This window comes from Nostoc sp. DedQUE04 (assembly GCF_034530995.1).
In the GTDB taxonomy this organism is placed as follows: domain Bacteria; phylum Cyanobacteriota; class Cyanobacteriia; order Cyanobacteriales; family Nostocaceae; genus Nostoc.
In genome coordinates this window covers 39,552-62,570 of record NZ_JAVRCA010000035.1, presented here as the reverse complement: position 1 = coordinate 62,570, position 23,019 = coordinate 39,552, and the positions used below count along the sequence as shown (strand labels likewise).

The window sequence follows — 23,019 nt, the reverse complement described above, 5'->3', positions numbered from 1 at the left end:
GGGTTCTAGAGTTATAGCAACAGGCAAGGTGGTTAGGACATCAACAGACGATAAAACTTAGACACAAAAAGGCTTTTTACCCAGTCCCCAGTCCCCAGTCCCTTGCTATAAAAGTTAGCTGAAACCAACCGATTTCAATTCGAGCATGACTTCATTGCGTCTGAATGCGGGCAAGATGAAGGGAGAATCATAGAAAGCATAAATCGGTTTACCTTTTGGCTCGATAGCTTGTTGAGCCAGAAAAGCAGATAATTTGGCTTCCTTTTCTTGCAATTGTTCATCCCCAGCCGATCCGGAGAAACGAATTGCCGCAACTTTGTTGCTGGGAACTTCTTTGATAGTAATGCGAGAGTCTTTTGGTTTCGGCAGCGTTGCTAGGGTGTATTCTGAGGGCATCACGAACTGTACCGCCCAAGTGCTAGCAATATTTCCTCGCGCTTCTTGTTGAATGACGGGCGCAGTCATGGCGATTTTTTCACTTGGCTGAGATTGCGTGACGGGCGCAGTCATGGCAATTTTTGTTACAGATGTGTTTTCACCAAATATGTAAGCGGCAAGAATCGAAAATGCAGCTTTGTTTGCTCGATCTCTTTGGGCTTCAATGAGTGTTTCGGCAACAATTTTTGGCTCGTATTGCCGGATTTCAATATCATCATAGGATTGCAATACGCAATATTTTGATTCTTCAGTTTGACTCATCAGACTTTCACAAATAACTAAAATTAATCGTATAAAACTAGTTGCCTACTTCTTGTACTAACCGTCCGTCTTCCATCTCGATGATGCGATCGGCAATATCGAGAATTCGATTATCGTGAGTGACTAGTAAAATGGTGCAACCCTGCTCTTTAGCTAAACGCTGCATGATATCTACAACATCGCGACCTGATTTTTTATCAAGAGCAGCAGTGGGTTCGTCGGCAAGAACAATTTTAGGATGGCTGACTAGGGCACGAGCGATCGCAACTCGCTGCTTTTGCCCTCCAGAGAGACTATCTGGATAATAATCGATGCGATCGCCCAAACCAACATTTTTGAGAGTATCCGTCGCCAGCCGATCCATATCTTGCTTTAGATACTCATCATGCAGTTCTAAAGACATTCGGACATTCTGCTTTGCTGTTAAGAAAGTCAATAAATTGTGTGCTTGAAAAATATAACCAATCTGCCGCCGCACTTCCATCAATTGCCGCTTACTAGCCCCACACATTTCCTGTCCCAAAACTTTCAGGTTGCCTTCTTTAGCGGTTCTCAATCCACCTATTAGTGTTAGTAAGGTGGTTTTACCAGAACCAGATGGCCCAGTCATAATTACGATTTCTCCAGAATAAATGTCGAGATTAATATCAAACAAGACTTGCTTGCAGAGTTGTCCCTGACCGAAGTAGTAATCGAGATGGCAAACTGAAATAACTGGTTGTTGGCAAGTATTTTGAACTTGGAGTTTTGAGCTTCGATCGAGACTAATTTCTTGCAGCATGAGAGTTCAACTGTAAATTTGGGTTTTGTTCTAGAAAACTATGAGTTTTGAAATGCGATATTTTGCTAAACTTCAACTCAAAACTTAGAAGATATCAGCTGGATCGGCTGCTCGTAATTTTTGTATGGCAAGCGTTCCCGCTCCAATACACATAACGAATGTCAACACTAACACAGTTACCGCGCGAGCTAGTTTCATTGCAGTCGGTAAAAACGTCACGGATTGAAAAAAAATGTAAAATCCACTTGAGAGCAAAAAACCTGGAATAAAGCCCAAAACTGCTAAAATAAAAGCTTCTTGAGCGATAACTTTAATTAGATATATATCGCTGTAACCCATTGCTTTTAAAGTTGCATATTCGGGCAAATGATCTGAGACATCAGTATAAAGAATTTGATAAACAATGACTGCTCCAACTAAAAACCCGATTGCAACACCGAGGTTAAAAGTTGGGCCAATAGAGGAGCCTGTAGACCAATATGCACTTTCACGAGCAGTGAATTCAGCGATGTTTAGTACTAGTAGATCATCCGGTAGCTTGGCTCGTAAATCAGCCTGGACTTGCTCAATGGAGGCATTTGATTCTACATCAATAATACCAAGATCGATGTCGTTTGCTTGGCGTTGGGGAAAGAGTCGTAAAAAGGTAGAATCGCTGACGATCAGATTGCCGTCAGCAGAAAAAGAAGAACCGAGCTTAAATAATCCAACTATTTGAATTTGATAATCGTTAGTTTGGGCGATCAGCGGATTCTGTTTTTTCAGCAAAGTAGGAACGTCTCCAAGCTGAGGAACCAATCCAGCCCTATCAAATAACGCTCGATTCAATAACTTCAGTTTATTCAATTGTCCATTGACTTCTGGCAAGTCAAATGCTGGCTGATTTGGATCGATTCCATAGACGAAAAGTTTACGGCTAGCTCGATTTTCAGGATTTCGCCACGATGCTTGACTCACATATAGCGTCGCCAGGGATTTTACACCGTTAACACCTGCTATTTTATAGAGTTTATTTCTGGAAAAACTTTTGATAGATTGCAAGTTATCAGACAGTTTATTGACTAAAAATAAATCTCCTTTAAGCGTGGTATAGGGAGTAACTTGCGAATCAAATAGTGCATCCCTAACTCCCAGTTGAAAAAACATTAGAAAATCAGCAAAGGCGATTCCTGCTATAGCAACGAGCAATCGAGTCTTTTGACGGCTCATTTGTCGCCAAGCAAGTGGGGTTTTACGAAATAATTTACCGAATATAGTCAAGTTGCTTCGCTCCAATTCAAAATTATAAATTCAAAATTCAAGCAACATATCTTTGGGTGAAGTGAAGACGCGATGAATCGCGTCTCTACAAAATGGTTTGTTTGCCGCATTATTTTTGAGAATTAGTATTAATTTTGCTTGTTCCCTTTTATTTGTTATTCGGCTGAATGGCAACTTGTACTTGCAAGTTAGTTAAGTTTGCAACTCGTTTGCTAGCTTGGGGATCGAGTGCAATTCTCACTTCAACAACTTTGCGATCGAGATTTTCTCCAGGTTCGCCGCTAGTTACTTCTTGTTGGATCACCTGTAATCCAATCAGCCGAACGGTTCCGCGCAACTCTTGGGAGAAGGACTCGCTGGAAATCTTTACTTGTTGACCTTCACGAACTTTGCCAATATCAGTTTGATATATCTCTGCGATCGCTTCCATCGAGCTAGTTTGTCCGAGTTCGGCAATGCCTTTCTCGCCAACGACTTCTCCGGGTTTGGCCTTGATATCGAGAATCCGACCTGCTATAGGTGCGCGGATATAAACTTCAGCAAGATCGGCTTCAGCTTTTTTGACTGCGGCGATCGCTTTATTAACCTCGGCCTGGGCTGCTTGCACGTCTACCGGACGTACCTCAGCAATCTTATTTAGGTTTGCCTTAGCTTGCTGGATTTGCTGCCGTAGGGTATCTACACTCTTATTTTGGTTAGCTTTAGCTTCGGTAAGCTGTGCTTGCGCTGTTTCTAGAGCAAGTTGTTTTCGATCTACTTCCACAGCAGAAATCGCGCCGTTTTGGTAAAGCGAGGAATAACGATTATACTCAGTATTGGCAGTATTAACTTCGGCTTGCCAGCGAGAGATAGTGGCTTCTCTAGTAGATATTTCGCCCTTTAACTCTTCTTCCAAGCGATCGATTTCAGCTTTTTGGGCAGCAATCTCTCCAGATTTGGCGCCAGCTTGCACCTTGGCTAACTCTGCTTGCGATACTTTGACTTGTGCTTGCGCTTCCAATAGAGCATTTTGCAGCCGATCGCGCGAATCCATAATAGCGATCGCTTGACCTGCTTTAACGCCACTGCCACGCTGTACAAGCAATTTGGCTACGCGATCGTTGCTTAAGGTAGCAGGTACGGATACTTTAATGACTTCCGTTGCTGGTTCTATCCGTCCTAAAGCGGTAATTTCTTCAATCTTTGGTTTAGGTTGCACAACTTCAACGGGTTTGCCGATTGGTTTTGATTGAGAAATACCGTAGAAAGCGATAATTCCTGTAAGCGCAGTACCAGCAAAAACGACAGCCAGCGTCCATTGCTTTGAAGGTTTTGAGAGCGATTGTAAATTCATGTCAATACTTCAAATTTCAGCGAGGACTTTGGTAAAATTGTCCTTGGTCATTAGTCATTTGTCCTTTGTTAATACAAATGACTAATGACAAATGACAAATGACATTTCTTATGTTTTGACGGTAAAAGTTAAACTACAAGAGATGTCAGGCTTGCCCAATCTTGAGGCTTTAAGAATACTTCGTACAACTCGGCTTCTGGGGTGTTGGGTTCGGGTTGATAGCCATACTCCCAACGCACTAATGGAGGTAAAGACATCAAAATTGACTCTGTGCGCCCGTTAGTTTGCAGTCCGAAAATCGTGCCGCGGTCGTAAACTAAATTGAATTCAACGTAGCGTCCGCGCCGATATAATTGAAAATTACGTTGGCGATCGCTGTACTCCATTGACTGCCGCCGCTTGACAATTGGCGTGTAAGCAGGTAGAAAAGCTTTACCGCAATCTTGTGCGAATGCAAATAATTCTTCCCAATTGCGGGTTTGTGGTATGTCAACGCGATCGCTGTTATCTGCGGCTGCTCCTTTGGGATCGGGGCCTCGATAAAGCTGACCTTGACCGTCTTGATAGTCAAAAAAGATGCCGCCAATGCCCCGCATTTCTTGACGATGTTTGAGATAAAAATACTCGTCGCACCAAGGTTTAAACACTGGATAATATTCGGGATCGTGCGCGTCACAAGCCTGTTTTAATGTGTAATGAAAATGAGCCGCATCTTCAGCAAACGGATAGTAAGGCGTTAAATCGATGCCGCCGCCAAACCACCAAACCGGGCCAGCTTCAAAGTAGCGGTAGTTGAGATGAACGGTTGGCACGTAAGGATTGCGCGGATGCAATACCATTGAAGTTCCGGTGGCATAAAACTGATGTCCATTAGCCTCTGGACGTTGTGCCAAGATTGAAGGTGGCAAATGAGAACCCCAGACTTCAGAGAAATTAACTCCGCCTTGCTCGAATACTGCACCGTCGCGGATGACGCGCGATCGCCCGCCACCTCCTTCGGGTCGTTCCCATGCATCTTCCTGAAACGTACCTTCGCCATCTAGCTGTTGCAAACCCTGACAGATTTCGTCTTGCAACTGTCGCATGAACTGGCTAACTCTAGCCTTGGCATCAACTGGGGGTAGAGGTTTGGATTGAGTTGCTGGAGCAGTTAAAGTAGTGTTCATGAGCAATACCTATTTTTCCTATTTCTTAATAGCGAACATTTTTGTTTAGCCTCCTAACTTTTTAGATCCCCCTAAATCCCCCCGTGGGGGAGAGGTTTGGAGAGAGGGAAAAAGCTATGCCACAAAACGAGAAATCAAGACTTATGTATTTTTCTTTTTTCGTATGAAACCACCCTGCTTTTTAAGGGGGGTTGGGGGGATCTAAGACTTTGAAAACACGCCCTAGCCCTTCTTAAAAAGGCTACCGCGTACACAAAAATCTTTTAGAGTTGTTGCGTAACGTAGGGAAGGTTAATTTTTGCAGGTCGATGCATTAAAGTTGCAGGTCGATGCATTAAAAGTGCAGGTCAATGCATTAAAGTTGCAAGTCGATGCATTAAAGTTGCAGGTCGATGCATTAAAGGTGCAGGTCAAGAAACTAGGGAAGTTTCTCAAAAATTTACTGCGCTAACACAGGCAAATACTTCCGAATTAATCCGATTATTACTTCTGGCACTTCCAGTTCTGGATTCAACCCAACATCTTCTAGTTCGATAAATGCTTGGATTGCTTGTGGATTTAGATTTGCAAGGCGACGCCCTACATCCGGCCCTGTAAACTTTGCTTGGCTTCCCCAAATAAAGATGGTAGGTGTTGTCAATCTTGGAATGTATTCTGATAGATCGAAGGATGAGTTACCTTGTAAAAATGACAAAGCAGCATACTCAGCATTTGGCTGCTGCGCCGATTGCACAAAAGCTTCTACAATTTCGGGAGAAAGGCGATTGGGTTGAGCAAAAACTCGCTCAAAAAAGTCACGAATGCCAAAGCTGCTGACTTGTCCTGCATAAAGAACGCGATCGAGAATAGGAACACTGGCAATTTGAGCGAAAAAACTATTGCTATAGTATTGCCTAAAATCTTTAATGCCTGACGGAAGCGTAAGAATGAGTGATTTAAACAGGTCGGGACGTTTGACTGCGGCTCGGATCGCAAATGCTCCAGTTAGGGAAGAAGCAATTATTGTTACAGGGGCTTGGCACGTCTGCTCGATGAACTCAATTAGCATTGCGATGTAGTCGGCTGGAAGATAATTTTGTTCGGGACGATCCGATCGCCCCCAGCCAATCAAGTCGGGTGCTAACACTCTATACTCTGCTGCAAATGCTGGATACACCTTCGACCACGCGTAGGCAGATGCTCCGCCTCCAATACCGTGGAAGAATATCAAAGTTTCGCGTTCGCGCCCCGATGGCGTATCGCCCACTCCATCGGTTGCCCAAAGTTCACCTTGGTTAGTGTAATAAGCCATCTTTCCCAAGCTAGTTAAAACGGAGCGTTGAACAAAACCGAGTGGAATGAACATGATAAATTCCTCCTCTACACGAACGACATGAAATCAAAACTAAAAAGTTTAATTGCCAAGTTTTGCTAACCAACGGGCAGCATCTTTGGCATGATAGGTGAGAATCAAGTCAGCGCCAGCCCGTTTAAAGCCGAGCAGCGTTTCCATGACCACCCGTTCTTCGTCAATCCAACCGTTGAGGGCAGCAGCTTTCACCATCGAGTATTCGCCAGAAACGTTGTAAGCAGCAACGGGTAGATTACTTGCTTCCTTGACGCGCCAGATAATATCCATGTAGGCCAAGGCTGGCTTGACCATTAACATATCTGCACCTTCGCTAATGTCGAGTTCGATTTCTTTTAAGGCTTCACGACCGTTACCAAAGTCCATTTGGTAGGTTCTGCGATCGCCAAATTGTGGTGTTGAGTCGGCAGCATCGCGGAAAGGCCCGTAGTAAGCCGAAGCATACTTAGCAGCATAGGACAGAATCGGCGTATCTTGGAAACCAGCTTCATCTAAACCCGAACGAATGGCTTGCACGAAACCATCCATCATTCCCGAAGGCGCGATGATATCTACGCCAGCTTTGACTTGGGAAACTGCTGTTTTTTTCAACAATTCCAGTGTCGGATCGTTGAGAACGCGCCCAGTTAAATCACCTAATTCTAGATAACCGCAGTGTCCGTGACTGGTGTATTCGCACAGGCAGGTATCGGCAATGACGATTAATTCCGGGACTGCTTGTTTGACGGCAGTAGCGGCTTTTTGAACGATGCCGCAATCGTGCCAAGCCCCCGTAGCGTCTGCATCCTTGTCTTCAGGAATGCCAAATAAAATAATGGCTGGAATGCCGAGGTCGTAGACTTCCTTGGCTTCTTCCACGATTTTATCTACAGAAAGTTGGTAAACTCCTGGCATGGATTTAATTTCGTTGGCGATCGCCTTACCCGGTACAGCAAAAAGCGGGTAAATTAAATCACTGGTTGTCAGGACGTTTTCGCGCACCATCCGCCGCAATTGGGGATGGCTTCTTAGCCGACGCGGGCGATGAATTGGAAACATAATATTAAAATGAACGATGAAATAGCCAATAGACTTCTTACAAAAGTGGGCTAAAGGGGAAAGCGGCTTACAAAAAATCCTTTCCCTTTAATCGCATTTTTCCCCCTGCCCCCTGCTCCCTGCCCCCCTGCCTACTTAGTTGCAACTCCCTAACTGCGCTGGACTGTCTGGAAAATTTCAGCCAAAATCTCTGTAGCTCCTTGTTGCCGCAAGTTATGAGCTAATTGAATACCTAAATTTTCTGCTTCGCTAGCAGTGCCGATAACAGAATCTTTGACTAGACGTTTGCCGTCTACGCTGGCGACTAATCCTGTTAATGTTAGATTATTTTCATCCAGCTGCGTATTAACACCGATTGGTACTTGGCAACCGCCTTCTAGTTCTCGTAAGAATGCACGTTCGGCTAGAGAGCGATCGCGGGTGGGGACGTGTTCGATTGCTTTGAGTAATGACAGTACTTGCAAATCGTCAGCGCGGCATTCAATCCCTAACGCTCCCTGGCCGACGGCATAAAGAGAGAGTTCGGTTGGCAGAATTTGATGAATGCGGCCGCTCATTCCCAATCGTTCCAATCCTGCGGCTGCCAAAATCAGCACATCATATTCTCCATCATCCAGCTTTGCCAAGCGCGTATTTAAGTTGCCGCGCACGTCCTTAAAAGTAAAGTGGGGAAAGTGATGACGCAACTGTGCGAGGCGGCGCAGCGAAGAAGTACCGATGACTGTGCCTTCTGGGAGCGTATCGATTTGCTTATCTTTATACTTTTCATGCACGACTAAAGCATCTGCTGGGTTTTCCCGTTCTGTTACGGTTGCTAACGCTAACCCCTCTGGCAAGCAAGTCGGCAAATCTTTGAGAGAGTGAACCGCAAAGTCAATCTCTTGGTTGAGCATTCCCAATTCGAGTTCTTTGGTGAATAGTCCCTTATCGCCAATCTTGGCTAATGCCACATCCAAGATGTTATCGCCTTGGGTAGACATGGTGTGGACTTCAAAGGAAATATCAGGAAAGTGCTTTTGGAGTTGTTCTCGAACCCAGTAAGTTTGCACGAGTGCGAGTTGGCTTTTACGAGAACCGATGCGGATGGTGCGAACGGGAGTGGAAATATTAGATGAAGCGGGTTGAACTGAAGTCATAACTTTTAGTTAAGATCGTTTGACGAGTAGCTGAGTTGTTTGACTGTCTCGAAAAAGAAAGCAACATTCTCTTCGGGAGTGTTTTGTAAAATCCCGTGACCGAGATTGAGGATGTGCTTCTGGTTCCCCGCTTTGCGGATCGTGTCGAGAATGCGATCGCGGATCAGTTCTTTGGTACCGAACAACACGCACGGATCGATATTTCCTTGCACTCCAATATTTGCACCAAGTCGCTGCCGCGCTACTGCCATATCTACAGTCCAGTCTACGCTGACGATATCAACACCAGATTGCGCCATTAACTCTAGGATTCCAGCACTGTTGTTGATATACAAAATCAACGGTGTATCGGGGTGCGTTGCTTTAACCTGTTGCACAACTCGTTGCAGATAAGGTAGAGAAAACGTCTGGAAATCTTCAGGGCTGAGTTGTCCCGCCCAAGAGTCAAACAGTTGCACGACTTGGGCACCGGCATCAATTTGGTAGCGGGCGTAAACTGCGATCGCATCTGCCAGTTTCCCTAAAAATTGATGCAGCATCGCAGGTTCGCAAAAAGCCATCTTCTTGATAATGGCATAGTCTTTCGAGCTTTTACCTTCAATTGCATAAGCAGCTAGCGTCCAAGGTGCGCCCACAAAGCCTAAAACCGTAGCTTGAGTGTTCACTTCTTGGCGTAGCGTCCTCAGAATTTGCCGCACGAAGGGTAAAGAAGCTTCGGGATCGAGGGCAGTCAGCGCCTCAATTTGTGCTGGCGTGCGAATTGGCCGCTCGAATATTGGCCCTTTACTTTCTAGAATGTCAAATGAGATACCCATACCAGGCAATGGCGTGAGGATATCTGAGAACATAATCACTCCGTCGGGTTGGAAGGCGCGGAAAGGTTGCAGTGAGATTTCCACGGCTAAGTCAGGGTTTTCGGAGCGATCGCGAAACGAAGGATACTTCTGACGCAAATCTCGATAAACTTTCATGTAGCGGCCTGCTTGGCGCATTACCCATACCGGAGGGCGATCGAGTACTTCACCTCGCGCAGCTTGCAGTAACGTATAATTTCCCATACATTTCTCCCTGGATTTAATAATTGTGATTTCAAGACCGAGTATGCAAAATTGCCTTCAATAACTTGTGATTGGCAACAAATAATCCAATCTTGTAGGGTGGGCATCTTGCCCGCCCTCGCTTCCGTTATGGATGGAAGAAATAAGTCAAATCCTCTTCCCTTCTGCCTTCTCCTTCTGCCTCACTTCGACTACGCTCAGTGACCACCTGCCTCCTGCCTTGTTTTTGAGGAGAAGGTTGGATTAAATTTCCGTTCGAGTTGTTTGATTGGTTCTGATAAGGTTTCATACCCCATCCCATAGCCAAACATTTTTGCCGAAGTTTGCGATAAGCAAGAGATAAATTATCGCAAGGAACGTGAACTTCGTCTGACAACTTATCGGGGACTGCCATCGGATATTCAGACTCAACCACTCCCTTATCTTCCATCACAACTTTGTAAGCTGCCCGTTGAAATATGCCATCAGCCCAAGGGAAAGTTAAAAAACTGCGAAACTGAATTCGCTTAGTAATGGTGGTGCGATCGTCAATAGGAACGTGAACAGTAAAATTAACCAGCTTGCCACGACCGAAGTCAACCACTAAACGCGTGATATTGGGCATATAAAAGCCCAGAGTCACTTTTACATTAGCTTTCAATGGGCGAAAGACAAAGGCGAAAATGTCTTTTGCTTTGGTGTAATCTCTGACATTAACTTTGGCGTGACCCTCCCACTCCCCGATATTCAGCTCGTAATCTTCCATTTTTTGCTCTAATGCAAACCCATTCCCGAAGGACTTGGAATGAATAATAGATACGTGAGACATATCCATATCATTTTCTAGAGTCCGGGTGTAGTGAGCGTTGAGTTCGTATTCAAAGAAAATTTTCTGTAGCCTTGGGTCTTCAAATTCTGGCAATGGTGGGATTGGCGGACGTTCTTCTTCTGGTAAATCACCATAAAATAGCCAGATAAAACCGTATTTTTCCTGTATTGGATAGCTATCTACACGAGCATTCTTAGGAATAGGAATTCCGGGTTGATTAGCAGGAATATTAATACATTTCCCATCTGCTTGAAACTTCCAGGCATGATAGGGGCAATGGATACAATCATCTTTTACCCAACCGAGAGATAAGGCAGCACCACGATGGGGACACCGATCTTGGAGAGCTATCAGTTGTCCTTTAGCGTTACGGTAAAAGACTAATTTCTGATTTAATATCCGAACTTGCTTGGGCTTTGTAGTAACGGCGGTGCTGAACTCACAAGCGTACCAGAAGTTTTTTAACATACTTACTTCCTGCTATTGCTATTAAGAATCATGGAGTTTCTTAAGTTACGCTTTGAGCAATAACTTCTTCAACTTTTGCATGGACTTCAATACTTTCAAGTCTCATTTGAGCAACTTTGATGTTTTTTGCTGCTATCTCTACGGTGCTGATTGATAGAGAGGATGTTTGGGCAACAACATTAGATTGCACCTCTGGCGTATCTAGATTAAACACCACTTGTAGAACCTGAAGGACAAGACGTTGAGCTTCCAAATCGCGCTGCGTCCGCAGTTGCACCATCGGTTCGTGGAGAATTTTGTTGATAATCCTTTGAGTTAGGGCTTCCACAGCTTCTTGATGTTTTTTAGCAAAATCAGACCCCATACGCGACAAAGCTTTTTCTAACTCTTGTTCGCGAATTTTTTCCATTTTGTCCCGTAAACAGCTAATAATGGAAACGGTTTCTCGCGATCGCAACCAACTTTGAAATGCGTCTAAATCCTCCTGGATTAGTGCTTGCGCCTCTATTGCCATTTGCCTACGACTTTCTTGATTCTGGGCAACGACGGTTTTTAAATCATCAACATTAAACACTTGCACATGAGGTAACTCATTAACGTCGGCATCAACGTTACGAGGCACTGAAATATCAACCAGCATCAAAGGCTGTTCGGGTTTCAATGCAGCTTTGAGTTTAGCTCTATCAAGCAAGGGTTCAACTGAAGCGGTGCTGGTAAAAACCAAGTCCGAAGCTGCCACTAATGACATCAATTCAGCCAGGGGATAATATTGCACTCCAGCATCACTAAATTGATTCGCCAATTCCTGAGCGCGTTCGAGGGAACGATTGACAATGGAAATTTGAGTTGCGCCTTTAGCGATGAGATGTTGTACCAGTCGCCGAGCCATGTTACCAGCGCCGACAATTGTCACTCGACAAGCCGATAACTTTTCTACTTTGATTTGGGCTAATTCTACTGCCGCAGAGCTAACCGAAACTGCACCCGTACCGATTGATGTCTGCGTTCTCACTCGCTTTGCAGTGGTAACAGCTTGCTTGAACAACTGATTGAGGATGCGTTCGCCCTGATTGTGTTGCTGAACCAATTGGTAGGCGTGTTTGACTTGAGCTAGAATTTGTCCTTCTCCCAACACCAAGCTATCCAAACCGGAAGCAACTTGCATCAAATGCTTAACAGCATCTTGCTGTAGCAGAGTAAACAAGTATTGATGTAAGTCTGAAAAAGGCAGTTTACTGTACTCGCAAAGAAATTCCGTCACCTCTTGAGCTGCTAAATCTATCTTGTTGACAACTACGTAAATTTCTAAACGATTGCAAGTGCTAAGAATGGCAGCTTCTTCAATGTGAGAGTATTTACACAGCTGGGCGATCGCGTTTTCAATTCGTTCTTCTGGAATACTCAGTTTTTCCCGAATTTCAACCGGAGCTGTTTTGTGACTAAGACCTACAAGTGCGATATTCATGTTTCCTCTTTTGAAGTTTGTCTTCTTCTAGAGCCTCGGTCAAGTAATATGGATGGTGAATCAGAGTTGATTTTAAACAAGATGATTGAGAAGTGACTTATACTGCGATCGCAGATTTCGTAGCAACTTCCTTAACAAGTTGGTTTTTCGGTTGGGCAATCTGTTCGTATTCAAAAAAGCCAGAGTTAAATGTTCCTTTGGGATCGTACTTCCTTTTGATTTCATTAACTTTTGGCCAGTAATCGCCAAATTGGCTTTGCCACTGTTGAATAGTAAAATCTATCCAGCAAGTTAAATATCTTTTTCCACCCATTTCTAAACTCAGATTACTCAGCTTTTTCAATTCAGCCAAGATGGGTTGAACTTGCGATTTAGGAATGCTGGGATAAATCCCAAACCCAATAATTAGTTCTTCCTCTTGCGGTAAACGAAACATCGGCATCTTGTTATTCCGGTTTACCAAGCAAAAGCAGCCCATTTGCGCTTTACTAATATCGAGAAAAGAAGGCAACTGTTTGAGAGCCGTTTCCATGTAATTTTTAGCAGATGAGGCTGGAAGAAAAACATCCATCCAAGGGTGAGCGATATCCTTGCTATCTACTTGAATCATGGGTTCGATGAATTTTTCAAACCCCAAGTCTTCAGTATGAATATGACGATAGAAATTTAAGCCAGCAAGGATTTTTTTGTCATCAATAGCCTCAAGAGAATTTGCTTCAACAGTAATCCGCAACGTGTAAAACCATTGAATCAAAGGTTGCATTATCCCTGTCGCTCTGGATACTCCTTGCAAACAGGGAACTGGGAAAGATACGAGATGATCGATTCTTTGTTCGGTTACTAAAAGCCGTTTGTCATCTAAAAGAGCATCTAGATTGTCATAAAACAATAAATAGGTGCGGGTTTGGGAAGGGTAAACTTTGAGTTTGTGCTGAACTTGGGTAATAATTCCAAATTGACCGTAACCGCAAAGTACGTGATTAAAAAGTTCGCTATTTTTTTCAGGCGTACACCAAACAATCTCGCCTTCTGCTGTTACCACTTCTAAACCAAGACAATTATCAGCTTGATTTCCGTAACGAAAAGAGGCTGCACCTATACCACCCGCAGAATGAGTTCCTCCTAAAGAAACACCAAAATAATTGGTTAATACGGGAGGAACTAAACCATCAGGAATACAAGCATCGATTACTTGATTCCAAGAAGTTCCCGCATCAGCTTTAAACCAAAGTTGGTCTTTTTGGATATCTCGAATTTTATCAAGATTCCTCATATTTAAAACGATTCCATCTTGGTTTAAAGACTGACCGCCTAACGAATGTCCCGCAGCGCGTGAAGAAACTACTAATCCTTGTTGAGCAGCATATTTAACAGTTTGGGCAATATCGTTAGCGTTTTGAGGAGTAACAACAACTTGGGGAGACTTTTGGAGTATACCACCAAAATCTTGAGAAACTTCTGTCAAAATTTCTGAAGCGTTGCTGATTTCACCTGCAATCAAATGCTTGAGGTCTTGAATGATGCCATTCATAAAAGTTACGATCCTTTAGAAAGAGACGTTTTTAAAAGGTTCATCCCAATCTGCAAGATTTTAGGAGTCAAGCGAATCAAATCGAGAATATGAGAGAACAAGCTGGGTGATTTTTGTGGCTTTACTTCTAACCCTTTGGCAGGTCTTTCATATTTGAACATACAAACGCAATCACCATCTGCCTGCTTGCTAATAATTGCAGCTTTCATCCCAGGAAATGCTCTCCTGGTTGCTTCTTGTTCCATCTCGCAAATAACTCGGCAAGGACTTTCAAGCCCATATTCTTTGGCAATTGAAAGCACCGGACAAACTCGTTGAATTTCTAGTGCAGCATCTTTTCCTGCTTGGGAAATATCTACGACTTGCATTTTGAAGCCCATGATCCGAAAGATCGGAATTGCATCGGTAAAGCCTTTGGCTATGGTGGTATTGTCGATGAAAGCACCCATGAACGCCTTTTGATGAGCGGGGTAAGCTAACATCATTTGTTCAAAAGCTGCATCTTCTCCAATTTCATCTGCTAGCTTTTTGTAGGCTGCAAATCGATTCCTAAACATACTCACTGCTTTGGAGGAATCCATTTGCATCACATCGTTCATGGTAATGTCGCCAATACCTATAACATTATCCATTGGCACTTCTCCGTATTTTTTTACTAATTTGAATGACCTGGAAAAACGAGGTAATCAATGGGCGATCGCTGCTAGATTTTAAGATAGCGATCGCCATAAACTCTTTTACTCTTAGATTTCTACGATTGACAACATAAATAACAGTTGATCAATCCAATCTTTGATCCCATTCTCAATCAGTTTATTTGTCCAGTTCTCAACCAACTGTCTGCTAGAGATTTTTTAATTATGGAGTTTATTCTCTTTACTAATTCAGAACTAGCATGTCCTTGGTGATTCAGTACTAGCATGAAATGAACTCCATAAGTATAGTAAAATCAGCGTCAACGTTAGGTATCTGCTAACAAACATACACAGAAATACAATGTCAACTTCCCGCAGTTGCTTGATTGAGAAATAACTCAACCATTGAACTTGTAAAAAATTGCTAATTTCAGTTTTGAAGTTGGCAAATTCAGTTGAATTAGACCAGCGAACTGATTTGTGAATTTTTAGCCAAATACTTGTCGGCAATTTTTCCATAAACACCTTGTTACTTCCTGTTTAGAGGCTATCTCTAAAGAAATGTGAAGAGTAAAATTTAGGCGCTTCTCATACCATTTCACTCAATTATTGATAAGTAGAAGGCAGGAGTTAGAAAGTAAAATCCTCAACAGTAAAAGGTTTCACTGGATTGGATTTTACATTTAATTATGTCCGTTTACTTACAAATTACTTTTCTTACTTTCCCTGCGCCTGCTCAAGAAGAATGTCATTTCTATCAATCTTCAGGTAAAACGGTATTAGGATTTGGGTAGCCAACATTTTTTATCGGCTGCTGTTTTCAAATCTGCTGTTGACCGCCTTTACACCCACTGTTGGGGATTTCTCAGTACCTCTAGAAGCTTTGCTTCTTCGCTATCAGCAATGGGTTGGTCGTTATAGTTCCAAAACGCTTCTCCAGGCATACAATTGAGGACGCTTTGCGTACTTACAATCCCACTTGTTAGTCCGAATCGAACACCTCTATCATGCAGGAGAATAAATTCGGCATAACGTCCGCGTCTGATGCGCTGCCAATATTTTTGCTCTTCCGTAAACTCCATATCCTTACGTTGTTTGACAATAGGAAAATAGGCAGGAATGAAAGCTTCAGAACAAGTTTTTACAAAGGAAAGTAGAGTTTCGGCATCGGAATGTTGCAAATTGTCAAAGAAAATTCCACCTACACCTCTACACTCACCGCGATGAGGAAGATAAAAGTATTCATCACACCACTTCTTCAAGCGTGGATAGAGTTCTGCATCGTGCTGGTCACAAGCTGCTTTATGTACTTGATGGAAATGAACTGCGTCTTCTTCAAATAAGTAAATTGGTGTTAAATCACCTCCACCACCAAACCACCAAGAACCAGGTTCAGTACCATCACCCAATTGGAAGTACCGATAGTTAACGTGTGCTGTCGGCACCATTGGATTAAATGCATTAATCACAACACTGGTACTCGTAGCGAAGAAAGAAGTACCTTTTTCATCTGGTGCTATAGTTGTTGGGTCAGCCATCACAACATCCGATCCTCGAAAGGTGACACCAGGAGGTAACTCACCTTTCATTGATACGTAGTTGATACCTACTTTTTCAAATACATTGCCGTTCCGTAGCGACTTGTCTATATAGATAGCACCGTTACTGTTTTCACCTTGTACCCATTGCCCTATTTCATCTCTTGTCCAGTGTTGTTCGTGAAGTTTACTTCCATCTATTTCCTCAATAGCTTCGCAAACATTCTTGAACATATCTAACAAAAAACTTTCAACTCTATTACTAATTGGTGGTTGCTTGACTGCTGGGTTTTCAAGAATTTGAACCATGACAGATGACCTCATTGTGACTAAATAATTATTTCCGAAGAAATTTTGGAATTTATAAAAATTGGCAGTTACTTCTCAAGTTTTCAGCTTGGAGTTTCATTGATTAAGTATGTTTGCTTCGTAGCAAAAATCTGGAAAGAAAAGAGTTAGCTTTTCGCGTTAATTACTTTTGGTTTTCGCATTAGCTAAATCTTTTCGTAATCTATCTTTTTCCGTTAGCCAGATTTTTACTAGTGAAGATATAGAATTTTAGGAAAATTATAAAAAAATTATTAAGAAGTAATTGCCTAGCTTGCAGAAGAAAAACAGGATAACTTCAATAACCGTAACTAGTCACACTTAAAATCAATTGTTTGGTAAAATTTTAACTTAACTAAACAATAAGTTATTTTTAGTTAATTTTTAACTTTAACATAATCAATATCTCATTCTTTAGATAGAAGACAAAATATTATTATTGATAATTTACGCTTGTACTAATTTTTCCGCTTTTTCAATATTTAGGAAATTCCAGAAAATAAAATATACAATTTGCTAGAATAATAATCATTTAAACAGGCGATATACACTGTATTTTTGGTAAATAGACCTGCCTTGAAAATAGAGACTGGGGACTAGGAAAGTAATTAGTTAAAATTATTCAATATAAAAATAGCTCCTGGAACAAACATACCGTAAGGAGTCATGCTTATTTTTGGGTAAAATCATAGTCATCATTTGCCGTTAGCACTCGATTTCTACCATCACGAGTAAATGAGTAAATATTAACTTAAATGTAAAATATCTGGTTTATTTAAAGCTTATTTTATTGCTTTATAATAGTTATTTGCTCAAAAGTTACGTCATTTTTGGGTATTTTTTTGGGGTTTTATCTTGGCAGTTTTCTTGAGGCAATATCCTAAATAATTTAACTTGACACGAATTGTTTCCGAAGTTGGTAATTCTCGATCGTTATAACCAAACTTATCAATTAAGTGATATCTCACTTCAGACGCAGAAAGACGTGTATACATTCTTTCGCCTTTAAGTTCTGCATCTATTTGCCTTTGCGAATCGACAATATTTTTGATATCTTCTAAAAGATTTGGTAATTTTGCTTCTGCTTTACTACGTCCTCTACTTCGGTAGTTATCCACGCAAGTAATATTAGTAGTTAATTCTTTAATTCCTTTACTAATAGTTACGCGATTCCATCCTAACTCTCGCTCCGCTAGAGACTGTCCTCCGTGTCCTAATGCCACTACTGTTTGTGCTATAAATTTACGTTTTTCTGCACCTTTTAATTGCTGTGCGGTTTCCTTCAACAACTTTTTCAGTGAATCCGTTAATTGTATTGGCATCTCTGTTCACCCAAAAATCCAATCATCATTGAATTTACTATAAAAAGGGAGGGAGAGACTGCGATCGCCAATCTCCCCCTCTTTTTTCAAAATAATTATTGTGTTTGTATATTTTATTTTCTGGAGTTTGTCGAAAAATACATGTAGTGTTGTCACTACTAAATAACTTTTTTCTTAACTTCACTAGTCTTTACTGGCGAAATTTTTTAGAAAACTTACCCTAGATCACAAAGGACTTTTGAACTTTCGTTTTCGTAACCTGGATGTATAAGGAGGAGCAAGAGGCATATACGGTGATTAAAGGTAGTATGCCGAAAGCGCTTAAGTTTCGGTTTAAAGCGCTCTGTGCACAATATGGATTAAAGATGAGTGAAGTCTTGGAAGTATTAATCAGCGAATGGGTAAAGGCTGATGGCCCAACTTCTTCTTTCATGACTAACACCTTAGATGAAGACCGAGACAATATCACGCATATCAAGGCATACATTCCCTCCTCCCTGAAGATACAATTTAAAGTTCTTTGTGCTCAAAGAGAGGTTATGCAACGCTTTATCCTCTACAACCTTATCCGTGAATGGGTAGAAACAACCCATGAAAGAAACTTGCCATGAATCTATTATTCCGTTCAACTAACATCGACAAACCTAACAAAAGTAAGGAATTAAGTCTAAAGAGCAGTAATCCCTTTATTCAACTGATATTTAACAGGGACACTATATCTGAGACTCGCAAGCTTCTAGATAGAGCTATAGTATCTGCTGCCAAAGATACATTACCAAACTGCAAGCCACCTGCCTTAACTCCCACTCATTGGATCTGGCAACTTGCCGCTTCCTACCATTTAACTCACTCTACTGGGCTATTAATGGAAGAAGCAGCTCGGCGCTTTGCTAGATTGGGACGCTGGAGTTTAGCACAATGGGCAGCAGAAAAAGCTCGTGAAGAACAAGGTCACGATCGCCTCGCCTTGCTTGATATCCAGTCGATGGGATATGATGCAGAAGCTGTAGTAAAAACACTCCTCCCTCCGAGTGCTATGGCTTTGCTGAGTTTCTTCACTCAGAGCGTACAAGCAGCAGATCCAATTAGTTGTGTTGGGTATTGCTATACGATGGAACGTCTAGCAATGAATATCAAAGCAGAGCATATCCAACTGGTGGAAGCGATACTACCACCTAATACCTATGCTACTCGCTGCCTGCGAATGCACAGTTGTTTAGGTAGTGACGTAAAGCATGTGGAGGAGACAGTTCAAATAGTGGCAGCACTAACTTCAGAGGAGCGCACTAACATAACTGTAGCCTGCTATAAAACTGCACTGTTGTACTTCAACTCGCTTAAGGAGAAGTATATATCAGAAGTGGAATTACAGCAGATATTGAATCAGTTCAAGTTAGATGCCTGTAGTAAGAATAATTCTATTCCTGAAAACATTTGCTAGTGCAAATATCGCTGAACAATGATTAATTTGTTGGCGTTGCAGAGAAAGCTGGATGATTTAGCAAATTATAAAATCTCTTTGCCTGCTTCCCCTGTACAAGAATTGCTTGCCAGAATTTATCCACTTGTTGTGGAACGCCAATTTGTTTAACCAATTCTTAATCACATACTTCAAACAACCTGAGGAAAATACAATGAACGTCGCAATCACAAGCATTGGGCAGCAACTTTTCGCCTGGAAATCTTTCGGATACTTCTTGAAGCACAACTTCGAGACTTGGTTTCAAGTTCCGAATGACGACGAAATTGAACTGGAAGACTTTTTGAGAGATCAATTCGACCAAGGACTATTTTTTAATATTCCTTCCTCTTTCTAAGGACTCGTGAGAGTGAGATAAAGCGCATTTTGTCAATCAGTCAAAATACTCTCTAGCCTTTAGTCGGTGAAAATAGCGATCGCTTGGGCGCGGGCATTCCGCGCCATCACTCAATTATTAAAGCAAATAATATATAAGTTTTTCATCTTATTTAGATGATTATCTAATTTCAGATCGTCACCTAAATAATTACTAGATGTTAACGCACTATTTACAGTTTTTTAACCTCTCTTTATACAACCATAGCTATATTGCGATTGGTAAGTTTTACTGAATTTCTGTAACTTTAACAGAGACAATTGTAGTTTGTTTAAACAAATAAATAGTAACAAATGAAGAAGTCTGATTTTCTCAGGGCTATTCTACCTATTGCTGTACCAACAGCAATATCTTTCACTCTGCTTAATTATCTACAAAAGCCACTAACAGCCCAACCCTCAAGCGTTCATCTAAGAATGGGCAATCCTAGTAATGCTGGCAGTAGTTACAGTAATCTTTTGTTGAGCAAATCTCAATACGCAGTTTCTTACAATTGCTATAGAGGGACACCAAATTGGGTAAGTTGGCAGCTAAACACATCATGGCTAGGAAGCGCACCTCGCCAAGATGATTTTCGTGCAGATACTACATTACCTTCAAGCTGCTACCGAGTCACTTCTTCCGATTACACTGGTAGCGGTTTTGATAGGGGACACATGACTGCTTCAGCAGATAGGACAAATACAATTACCGATAACTCTGCTACTTTTTTAATGACGAATATAATTCCTCAGTCACCTGATAATAATCAGGGGCCTTGGGCTGCACTAGAAAACTATTCTAGAGACTTAGTAAACCAGGGGAAAGAACTCTATATTATTTCAGGCTCCTATGGCACTGGTGGAACTGGGTCGAATGGAACAAAAAACACAATTGCTAATGGTAACGTTACAGTTCCGACTAGAACATGGAAGGTTATTGTAGTATTAAATTCATCAAATTCTGACGCTAGCAGTGTCACTAATAACACAAGAGTAATTGCAGTGAATATGCCTAATTCACAGGGAATTAGAAATAATAATTGGACAAACTACAGAGTTAGTGTTGATTCCATTGAAACAAACACTGGTTACAATTTGCTCTCTAATGTTTCTTCGTCTGTTCAAAGTGTAATTGAGTCTAGAGTTGACAATTTGTAAGAATACTTACTTCATTTAAAACTTAAAGCCTGTCTGTAAATTATAGATAGGCTGATGTTTGATTAGTTACGTTTCTACAACTTTTGTCGAAATTCCGCCTAAATCATTATCTGAAGTTTTACCAACAATATAGACATCAATACTTATCGTACCTATGCGATAAACCTTGATATTAGTGAGGCGATCCCTTAATTTTTTGACAAGTGATTTAAACTTTTGCACATTTTGTTGTTGTATTTCATCGTGCCATTCTTTTTCTTGGGCACAGTTCCGAAAAAAATAATCTAGTTCTACTTCTTCAACTGATGTTTCTTGAGGATGTCCTGTTAACTGGAGAAGTTTTTGATTTGTCAAAGGTTCTTGCGCTTGATTAGACCACAAAAAAGCTTCAAAAGGATACTCTGATTCACTTATCATTAACAAACCATCGGAGGCTTGTTTAAGTTTTTCCGTAATGTCGTTAGTCATAAAGATATAAAATCACTCAAATACTACTGTTCTATTACCATATACTAATACACGATTTTGTAAATGCGATCGCACCGCTCTTGCTAATACAATTCTCTCCAAATCTTTGCCTTTTCTTACCAAATCATCAACTTCATCACGGTGACTTACTCGCACTACATCTTGTTCAATAATTGGGCCTGCATCTAAATCAGCAGTAGCATAATGAGCAGTTGCACCAATAATTTTCACACCACGTTCAAAAGCTCGATGATAAGGATTAGCTCCGATAAAAGCTGGTAAAAATGAGTGATGTATATTAATAATTTGTGGGAATTGATTAATAAAATTTGCACTAACAATCTGCATATATTTCGCCAATACAACTAAATCTATTTTGTACTGGCGGAGTAATTCTAGTTGTTGGGCTTCTGGTTCTGATTTATTATCTTTATTTATGGGAATATGCTGAAAGTCGATATTAAATTGCTCTGCCACTACCTTTAAATTAGAATGGTTACTAATAATTAAAGGAATTTCAGCAACAAATTCTTTGGCGCGTTGTCGCCAAATTAAATCAAATAGACAATGGTCTTGCCGACTTACCCAAATAGCAATGCGTGGTACTGTATCAGAAAAACGTAATTCCCATTTAGCACCTAAAGGTTGTGCGATCGCATTAAATGCCGGGGCAATAAATTCTCGCGGTAAATTGAACCCATCTAGCTGCCATTCAATCCGGGTAAGGAATAACCCAGCAGCAAAATCTGTATGCTGATCTGCATGAATAATATTACCACCGTTAGAATAGATGAAATTGGCAAATTTAGCCACCAGTCCTCTTCTATCGGGGCAGGAAATCAGCAATGTTGCTGTGGGATTTGTCATGGGAACTTAGAAAAACTAGTGAGATTTGAAGTAGAGTAGCACAGATGTGCTAACCCATTGTGCGTTACCGAAACATACCACAGAAACCGTAATTGCTTATTTACTATTTGTCGGAGTTGGTAAAGGGGTGCTGAGTCCAGGTAGCTTCTGACTGTTATCTACAGGTTGTTTCCACTCTGATAGTTCTCGATTTACGGCATTTGCAAAATCTGTAGATACTAACAGCACATTTATGTTTCCATCGGGTTTAGCAGTAGGGTCAGCTTGAGCATACAATAAACGACCGTTAAAGTTAGATTTACCCAAACTCAACTGATGGCTTTGTCGATTTTTCAGGGTGATATTAATAGTTGCTTGGGGTGGATCTAAGGCAAATTCTCCAAGCTGTTTTGCTGGAGTTGATAAAGTGCGTAGTTTACCGCCGTAGGCATCGCTATTACCTTTGACCAATAAATCCATTAAATAAGAAACAATAGCATCATTTGCTGGGCCCGATACGGGAGATTTGATTAACCACTTGGGCTTACTAGAAGATTCAGGGTTACGTTCCAGATTCAGGGTGAGTTTTTTTGTCTTGACTGTTAAAGACTGCACATCATCTTCTCTAAAAGAGAAAATTTTCTGCTTTTGCTCCTTGATTTCTTCTTGTACAGTTGCACGTCGAATTTCATGGAAGTAAACAAAACCACCTAAACCTAGCGCTAGCAGTATCAAAATTAAAGTTGTTCGTGGCAATTTCATTTTTTAGTCATTTGTCATTTGTCATTTGTCATTGG

Annotated in this window: 24 protein-coding genes; 6 read left to right on the top strand and 18 right to left on the bottom strand. The window is 41.5% G+C overall.

What is annotated here, in order from left to right:
* Positions 1-114: 114 nt before the first annotated feature.
* From RM049_RS22440 to hemF (RM049_RS22420), 5 genes are all read right to left on the bottom strand, one after another.
* Positions 115-699, bottom strand: coding sequence for a heme-binding protein (locus RM049_RS22440; RefSeq protein ID WP_322705742.1), 585 nt, complete (start codon positions 697-699; stop codon positions 115-117).
* A 37-nt stretch (positions 700-736) separates the two neighbouring features.
* On the bottom strand, positions 737-1,480 hold the full coding sequence (locus RM049_RS22435) for a DevA family ABC transporter ATP-binding protein (protein ID WP_322705741.1): 744 nt from the start codon (positions 1,478-1,480) through the stop codon (positions 737-739).
* An 84-nt stretch (positions 1,481-1,564) separates the two neighbouring features.
* Positions 1,565-2,740 carry an ABC transporter permease DevC gene (gene devC / locus RM049_RS22430; RefSeq protein WP_322705740.1) on the bottom strand — a complete coding sequence of 392 codons (1,176 nt, stop codon included), beginning with the start codon at positions 2,738-2,740 and terminating at the stop codon, positions 1,565-1,567.
* A gap of 148 nt (positions 2,741-2,888) precedes the next feature.
* Positions 2,889-4,073 (bottom strand): ABC exporter membrane fusion protein, encoded by a 1,185-nt coding sequence (locus tag RM049_RS22425; RefSeq protein WP_322705739.1) that lies wholly within the window; start codon positions 4,071-4,073, stop codon positions 2,889-2,891.
* 128 nt (positions 4,074-4,201) lie between these two features.
* Entirely contained in the window at positions 4,202-5,239 is a 1,038-nt protein-coding gene (hemF, locus tag RM049_RS22420; RefSeq protein WP_322705738.1) for an oxygen-dependent coproporphyrinogen oxidase, read from the bottom strand.
* A gap of 298 nt (positions 5,240-5,537) precedes the next feature.
* On the opposite strand from hemF (RM049_RS22420), the gene RM049_RS22415 reads away from it, so the two are divergent.
* The gene (locus RM049_RS22415) at positions 5,538-5,690 is read left to right on the top strand and encodes a hypothetical protein (protein WP_322705737.1); all 153 of its coding nucleotides are present in this window, start codon (positions 5,538-5,540) and stop codon (positions 5,688-5,690) included.
* On the opposite strand, the gene RM049_RS22410 is transcribed toward RM049_RS22415, so the two are convergent.
* The 10 genes from RM049_RS22410 to RM049_RS22365 all read right to left on the bottom strand — a co-directional run bounded on the left by RM049_RS22410 (position 5,679) and on the right by RM049_RS22365 (position 17,913).
* The gene (locus RM049_RS22410) at positions 5,679-6,584 is read right to left on the bottom strand and encodes an alpha/beta hydrolase (RefSeq protein WP_322705736.1); all 906 of its coding nucleotides are present in this window, start codon (positions 6,582-6,584) and stop codon (positions 5,679-5,681) included. The two genes, RM049_RS22415 and RM049_RS22410, sit on opposite strands and share 12 nt — an antisense overlap.
* 48 nt (positions 6,585-6,632) lie before the next feature.
* Positions 6,633-7,625, bottom strand: a complete 993-nt coding sequence (gene hemB / locus RM049_RS22405; RefSeq protein ID WP_322705735.1) for a porphobilinogen synthase — start codon at positions 7,623-7,625, stop codon at positions 6,633-6,635.
* Positions 7,626-7,774: 149 nt separating this feature from the next.
* A complete protein-coding gene (gene hemC, locus RM049_RS22400; RefSeq protein WP_322705734.1) occupies positions 7,775-8,761 on the bottom strand; it encodes a hydroxymethylbilane synthase in 987 nt (328 codons plus the stop codon).
* Positions 8,762-8,766: 5 nt separating this feature from the next.
* Positions 8,767-9,819, bottom strand: coding sequence for a uroporphyrinogen decarboxylase (hemE, locus tag RM049_RS22395; RefSeq protein WP_322705733.1), 1,053 nt, complete (start codon positions 9,817-9,819; stop codon positions 8,767-8,769).
* A gap of 127 nt (positions 9,820-9,946) precedes the next feature.
* On the bottom strand, positions 9,947-11,095 hold the full coding sequence (locus tag RM049_RS22390) for an aromatic ring-hydroxylating dioxygenase subunit alpha (protein WP_322705732.1): 1,149 nt from the start codon (positions 11,093-11,095) through the stop codon (positions 9,947-9,949).
* Positions 11,096-11,135: 40 nt separating this feature from the next.
* Positions 11,136-12,560, bottom strand: coding sequence for a glutamyl-tRNA reductase (locus RM049_RS22385; RefSeq protein ID WP_322705731.1), 1,425 nt, complete (start codon positions 12,558-12,560; stop codon positions 11,136-11,138).
* Positions 12,561-12,657: 97 nt separating this feature from the next.
* On the bottom strand, positions 12,658-14,091 hold the full coding sequence (locus RM049_RS22380) for an FAD-binding protein (RefSeq protein WP_322705730.1): 1,434 nt from the start codon (positions 14,089-14,091) through the stop codon (positions 12,658-12,660).
* Positions 14,092-14,096: 5 nt separating this feature from the next.
* A complete protein-coding gene (locus RM049_RS22375; RefSeq protein ID WP_322705729.1) occupies positions 14,097-14,723 on the bottom strand; it encodes an L-2-amino-thiazoline-4-carboxylic acid hydrolase in 627 nt (208 codons plus the stop codon).
* A gap of 845 nt (positions 14,724-15,568) precedes the next feature.
* Positions 15,569-16,573: an oxygen-dependent coproporphyrinogen oxidase gene (hemF, locus tag RM049_RS22370; protein WP_322705728.1), complete on the bottom strand. Its 1,005-nt coding sequence runs from the start codon at positions 16,571-16,573 to the stop codon at positions 15,569-15,571.
* Between the two features lie 842 nt (positions 16,574-17,415).
* Positions 17,416-17,913: a hypothetical protein gene (locus tag RM049_RS22365; RefSeq protein WP_416212654.1), complete on the bottom strand. Its 498-nt coding sequence runs from the start codon at positions 17,911-17,913 to the stop codon at positions 17,416-17,418.
* A 365-nt stretch (positions 17,914-18,278) separates the two neighbouring features.
* On the opposite strand from RM049_RS22365, the gene RM049_RS22360 reads away from it, so the two are divergent.
* The 5 genes from RM049_RS22360 (at position 18,279) to RM049_RS22340 (ending at position 20,908) form a co-directional block, all read left to right on the top strand.
* On the top strand, positions 18,279-18,524 hold the full coding sequence (locus tag RM049_RS22360) for a hypothetical protein (protein WP_322674131.1): 246 nt from the start codon (positions 18,279-18,281) through the stop codon (positions 18,522-18,524).
* Positions 18,521-19,354, top strand: coding sequence for a hypothetical protein (locus RM049_RS22355; RefSeq protein WP_322705727.1), 834 nt, complete (start codon positions 18,521-18,523; stop codon positions 19,352-19,354). The genes RM049_RS22360 and RM049_RS22355 overlap by 4 nt, the downstream gene beginning before the upstream one ends.
* Before the next feature lie 18 nt (positions 19,355-19,372).
* Positions 19,373-19,504 carry a hypothetical protein gene (locus tag RM049_RS22350; protein ID WP_322705726.1) on the top strand — a complete coding sequence of 44 codons (132 nt, stop codon included), beginning with the start codon at positions 19,373-19,375 and terminating at the stop codon, positions 19,502-19,504.
* 43 nt (positions 19,505-19,547) lie between these two features.
* Positions 19,548-19,730, top strand: a complete 183-nt coding sequence (locus RM049_RS22345) for a hypothetical protein (protein ID WP_322705725.1) — start codon at positions 19,548-19,550, stop codon at positions 19,728-19,730.
* A 332-nt stretch (positions 19,731-20,062) separates the two neighbouring features.
* Complete coding sequence (locus tag RM049_RS22340; RefSeq protein WP_322682629.1) at positions 20,063-20,908, top strand: DNA/RNA non-specific endonuclease; 846 nt, start codon at positions 20,063-20,065, stop codon at positions 20,906-20,908.
* Between the two features lie 66 nt (positions 20,909-20,974).
* Here the strand turns inward: RM049_RS22340 and RM049_RS22335 are convergent, their stop codons facing one another.
* From RM049_RS22335 to RM049_RS22325, 3 genes are all read right to left on the bottom strand, one after another.
* Positions 20,975-21,376: a nuclease A inhibitor family protein gene (locus RM049_RS22335; RefSeq protein ID WP_322705724.1), complete on the bottom strand. Its 402-nt coding sequence runs from the start codon at positions 21,374-21,376 to the stop codon at positions 20,975-20,977.
* 12 nt (positions 21,377-21,388) lie between these two features.
* Positions 21,389-22,243, bottom strand: coding sequence for a formyltetrahydrofolate deformylase (gene purU / locus RM049_RS22330; RefSeq protein WP_322705723.1), 855 nt, complete (start codon positions 22,241-22,243; stop codon positions 21,389-21,391).
* Positions 22,244-22,339: 96 nt separating this feature from the next.
* Positions 22,340-22,984 (bottom strand): DUF4340 domain-containing protein, encoded by a 645-nt coding sequence (locus RM049_RS22325; protein ID WP_322705722.1) that lies wholly within the window; start codon positions 22,982-22,984, stop codon positions 22,340-22,342.
* Positions 22,985-23,019: the final 35 nt, after the last annotated feature.

Coding starts and splice junctions, on each gene's coding strand:
- hemC (WP_322705734.1), bottom strand. CDS start 8,761: ATGACTTCAGTTCAACCCGCTTCATCTAATATTTCCACTCCCGTTCGC.
- RM049_RS22380 (WP_322705730.1), bottom strand. CDS start 14,091: ATGAATGGCATCATTCAAGACCTCAAGCATTTGATTGCAGGTGAAATC.
- RM049_RS22360 (WP_322674131.1), top strand. CDS start 18,279: ATGAGTGAAGTCTTGGAAGTATTAATCAGCGAATGGGTAAAGGCTGAT.
- RM049_RS22440 (WP_322705742.1), bottom strand. CDS start 699: ATGAGTCAAACTGAAGAATCAAAATATTGCGTATTGCAATCCTATGAT.
- RM049_RS22375 (WP_322705729.1), bottom strand. CDS start 14,723: ATGGATAATGTTATAGGTATTGGCGACATTACCATGAACGATGTGATG.
- RM049_RS22340 (WP_322682629.1), top strand. CDS start 20,063: ATGAAGAAGTCTGATTTTCTCAGGGCTATTCTACCTATTGCTGTACCA.
- RM049_RS22350 (WP_322705726.1), top strand. CDS start 19,373: ATGATTAATTTGTTGGCGTTGCAGAGAAAGCTGGATGATTTAGCAAAT.
- hemB (WP_322705735.1), bottom strand. CDS start 7,625: ATGTTTCCAATTCATCGCCCGCGTCGGCTAAGAAGCCATCCCCAATTG.
- hemF (WP_322705738.1), bottom strand. CDS start 5,239: ATGAACACTACTTTAACTGCTCCAGCAACTCAATCCAAACCTCTACCC.
- RM049_RS22435 (WP_322705741.1), bottom strand. CDS start 1,480: ATGCTGCAAGAAATTAGTCTCGATCGAAGCTCAAAACTCCAAGTTCAA.
- RM049_RS22390 (WP_322705732.1), bottom strand. CDS start 11,095: ATGTTAAAAAACTTCTGGTACGCTTGTGAGTTCAGCACCGCCGTTACT.
- RM049_RS22425 (WP_322705739.1), bottom strand. CDS start 4,073: ATGAATTTACAATCGCTCTCAAAACCTTCAAAGCAATGGACGCTGGCT.
- hemE (WP_322705733.1), bottom strand. CDS start 9,819: ATGGGAAATTATACGTTACTGCAAGCTGCGCGAGGTGAAGTACTCGAT.
- RM049_RS22385 (WP_322705731.1), bottom strand. CDS start 12,560: ATGAATATCGCACTTGTAGGTCTTAGTCACAAAACAGCTCCGGTTGAA.
- RM049_RS22335 (WP_322705724.1), bottom strand. CDS start 21,376: ATGACTAACGACATTACGGAAAAACTTAAACAAGCCTCCGATGGTTTG.
- RM049_RS22355 (WP_322705727.1), top strand. CDS start 18,521: ATGAATCTATTATTCCGTTCAACTAACATCGACAAACCTAACAAAAGT.
- purU (WP_322705723.1), bottom strand. CDS start 22,243: ATGACAAATCCCACAGCAACATTGCTGATTTCCTGCCCCGATAGAAGA.
- RM049_RS22365 (WP_416212654.1), bottom strand. CDS start 17,913: ATGCCAATACAATTAACGGATTCACTGAAAAAGTTGTTGAAGGAAACC.
- hemF (WP_322705728.1), bottom strand. CDS start 16,573: ATGGTTCAAATTCTTGAAAACCCAGCAGTCAAGCAACCACCAATTAGT.
- RM049_RS22410 (WP_322705736.1), bottom strand. CDS start 6,584: ATGTTCATTCCACTCGGTTTTGTTCAACGCTCCGTTTTAACTAGCTTG.
- RM049_RS22325 (WP_322705722.1), bottom strand. CDS start 22,984: ATGAAATTGCCACGAACAACTTTAATTTTGATACTGCTAGCGCTAGGT.
- RM049_RS22345 (WP_322705725.1), top strand. CDS start 19,548: ATGAACGTCGCAATCACAAGCATTGGGCAGCAACTTTTCGCCTGGAAA.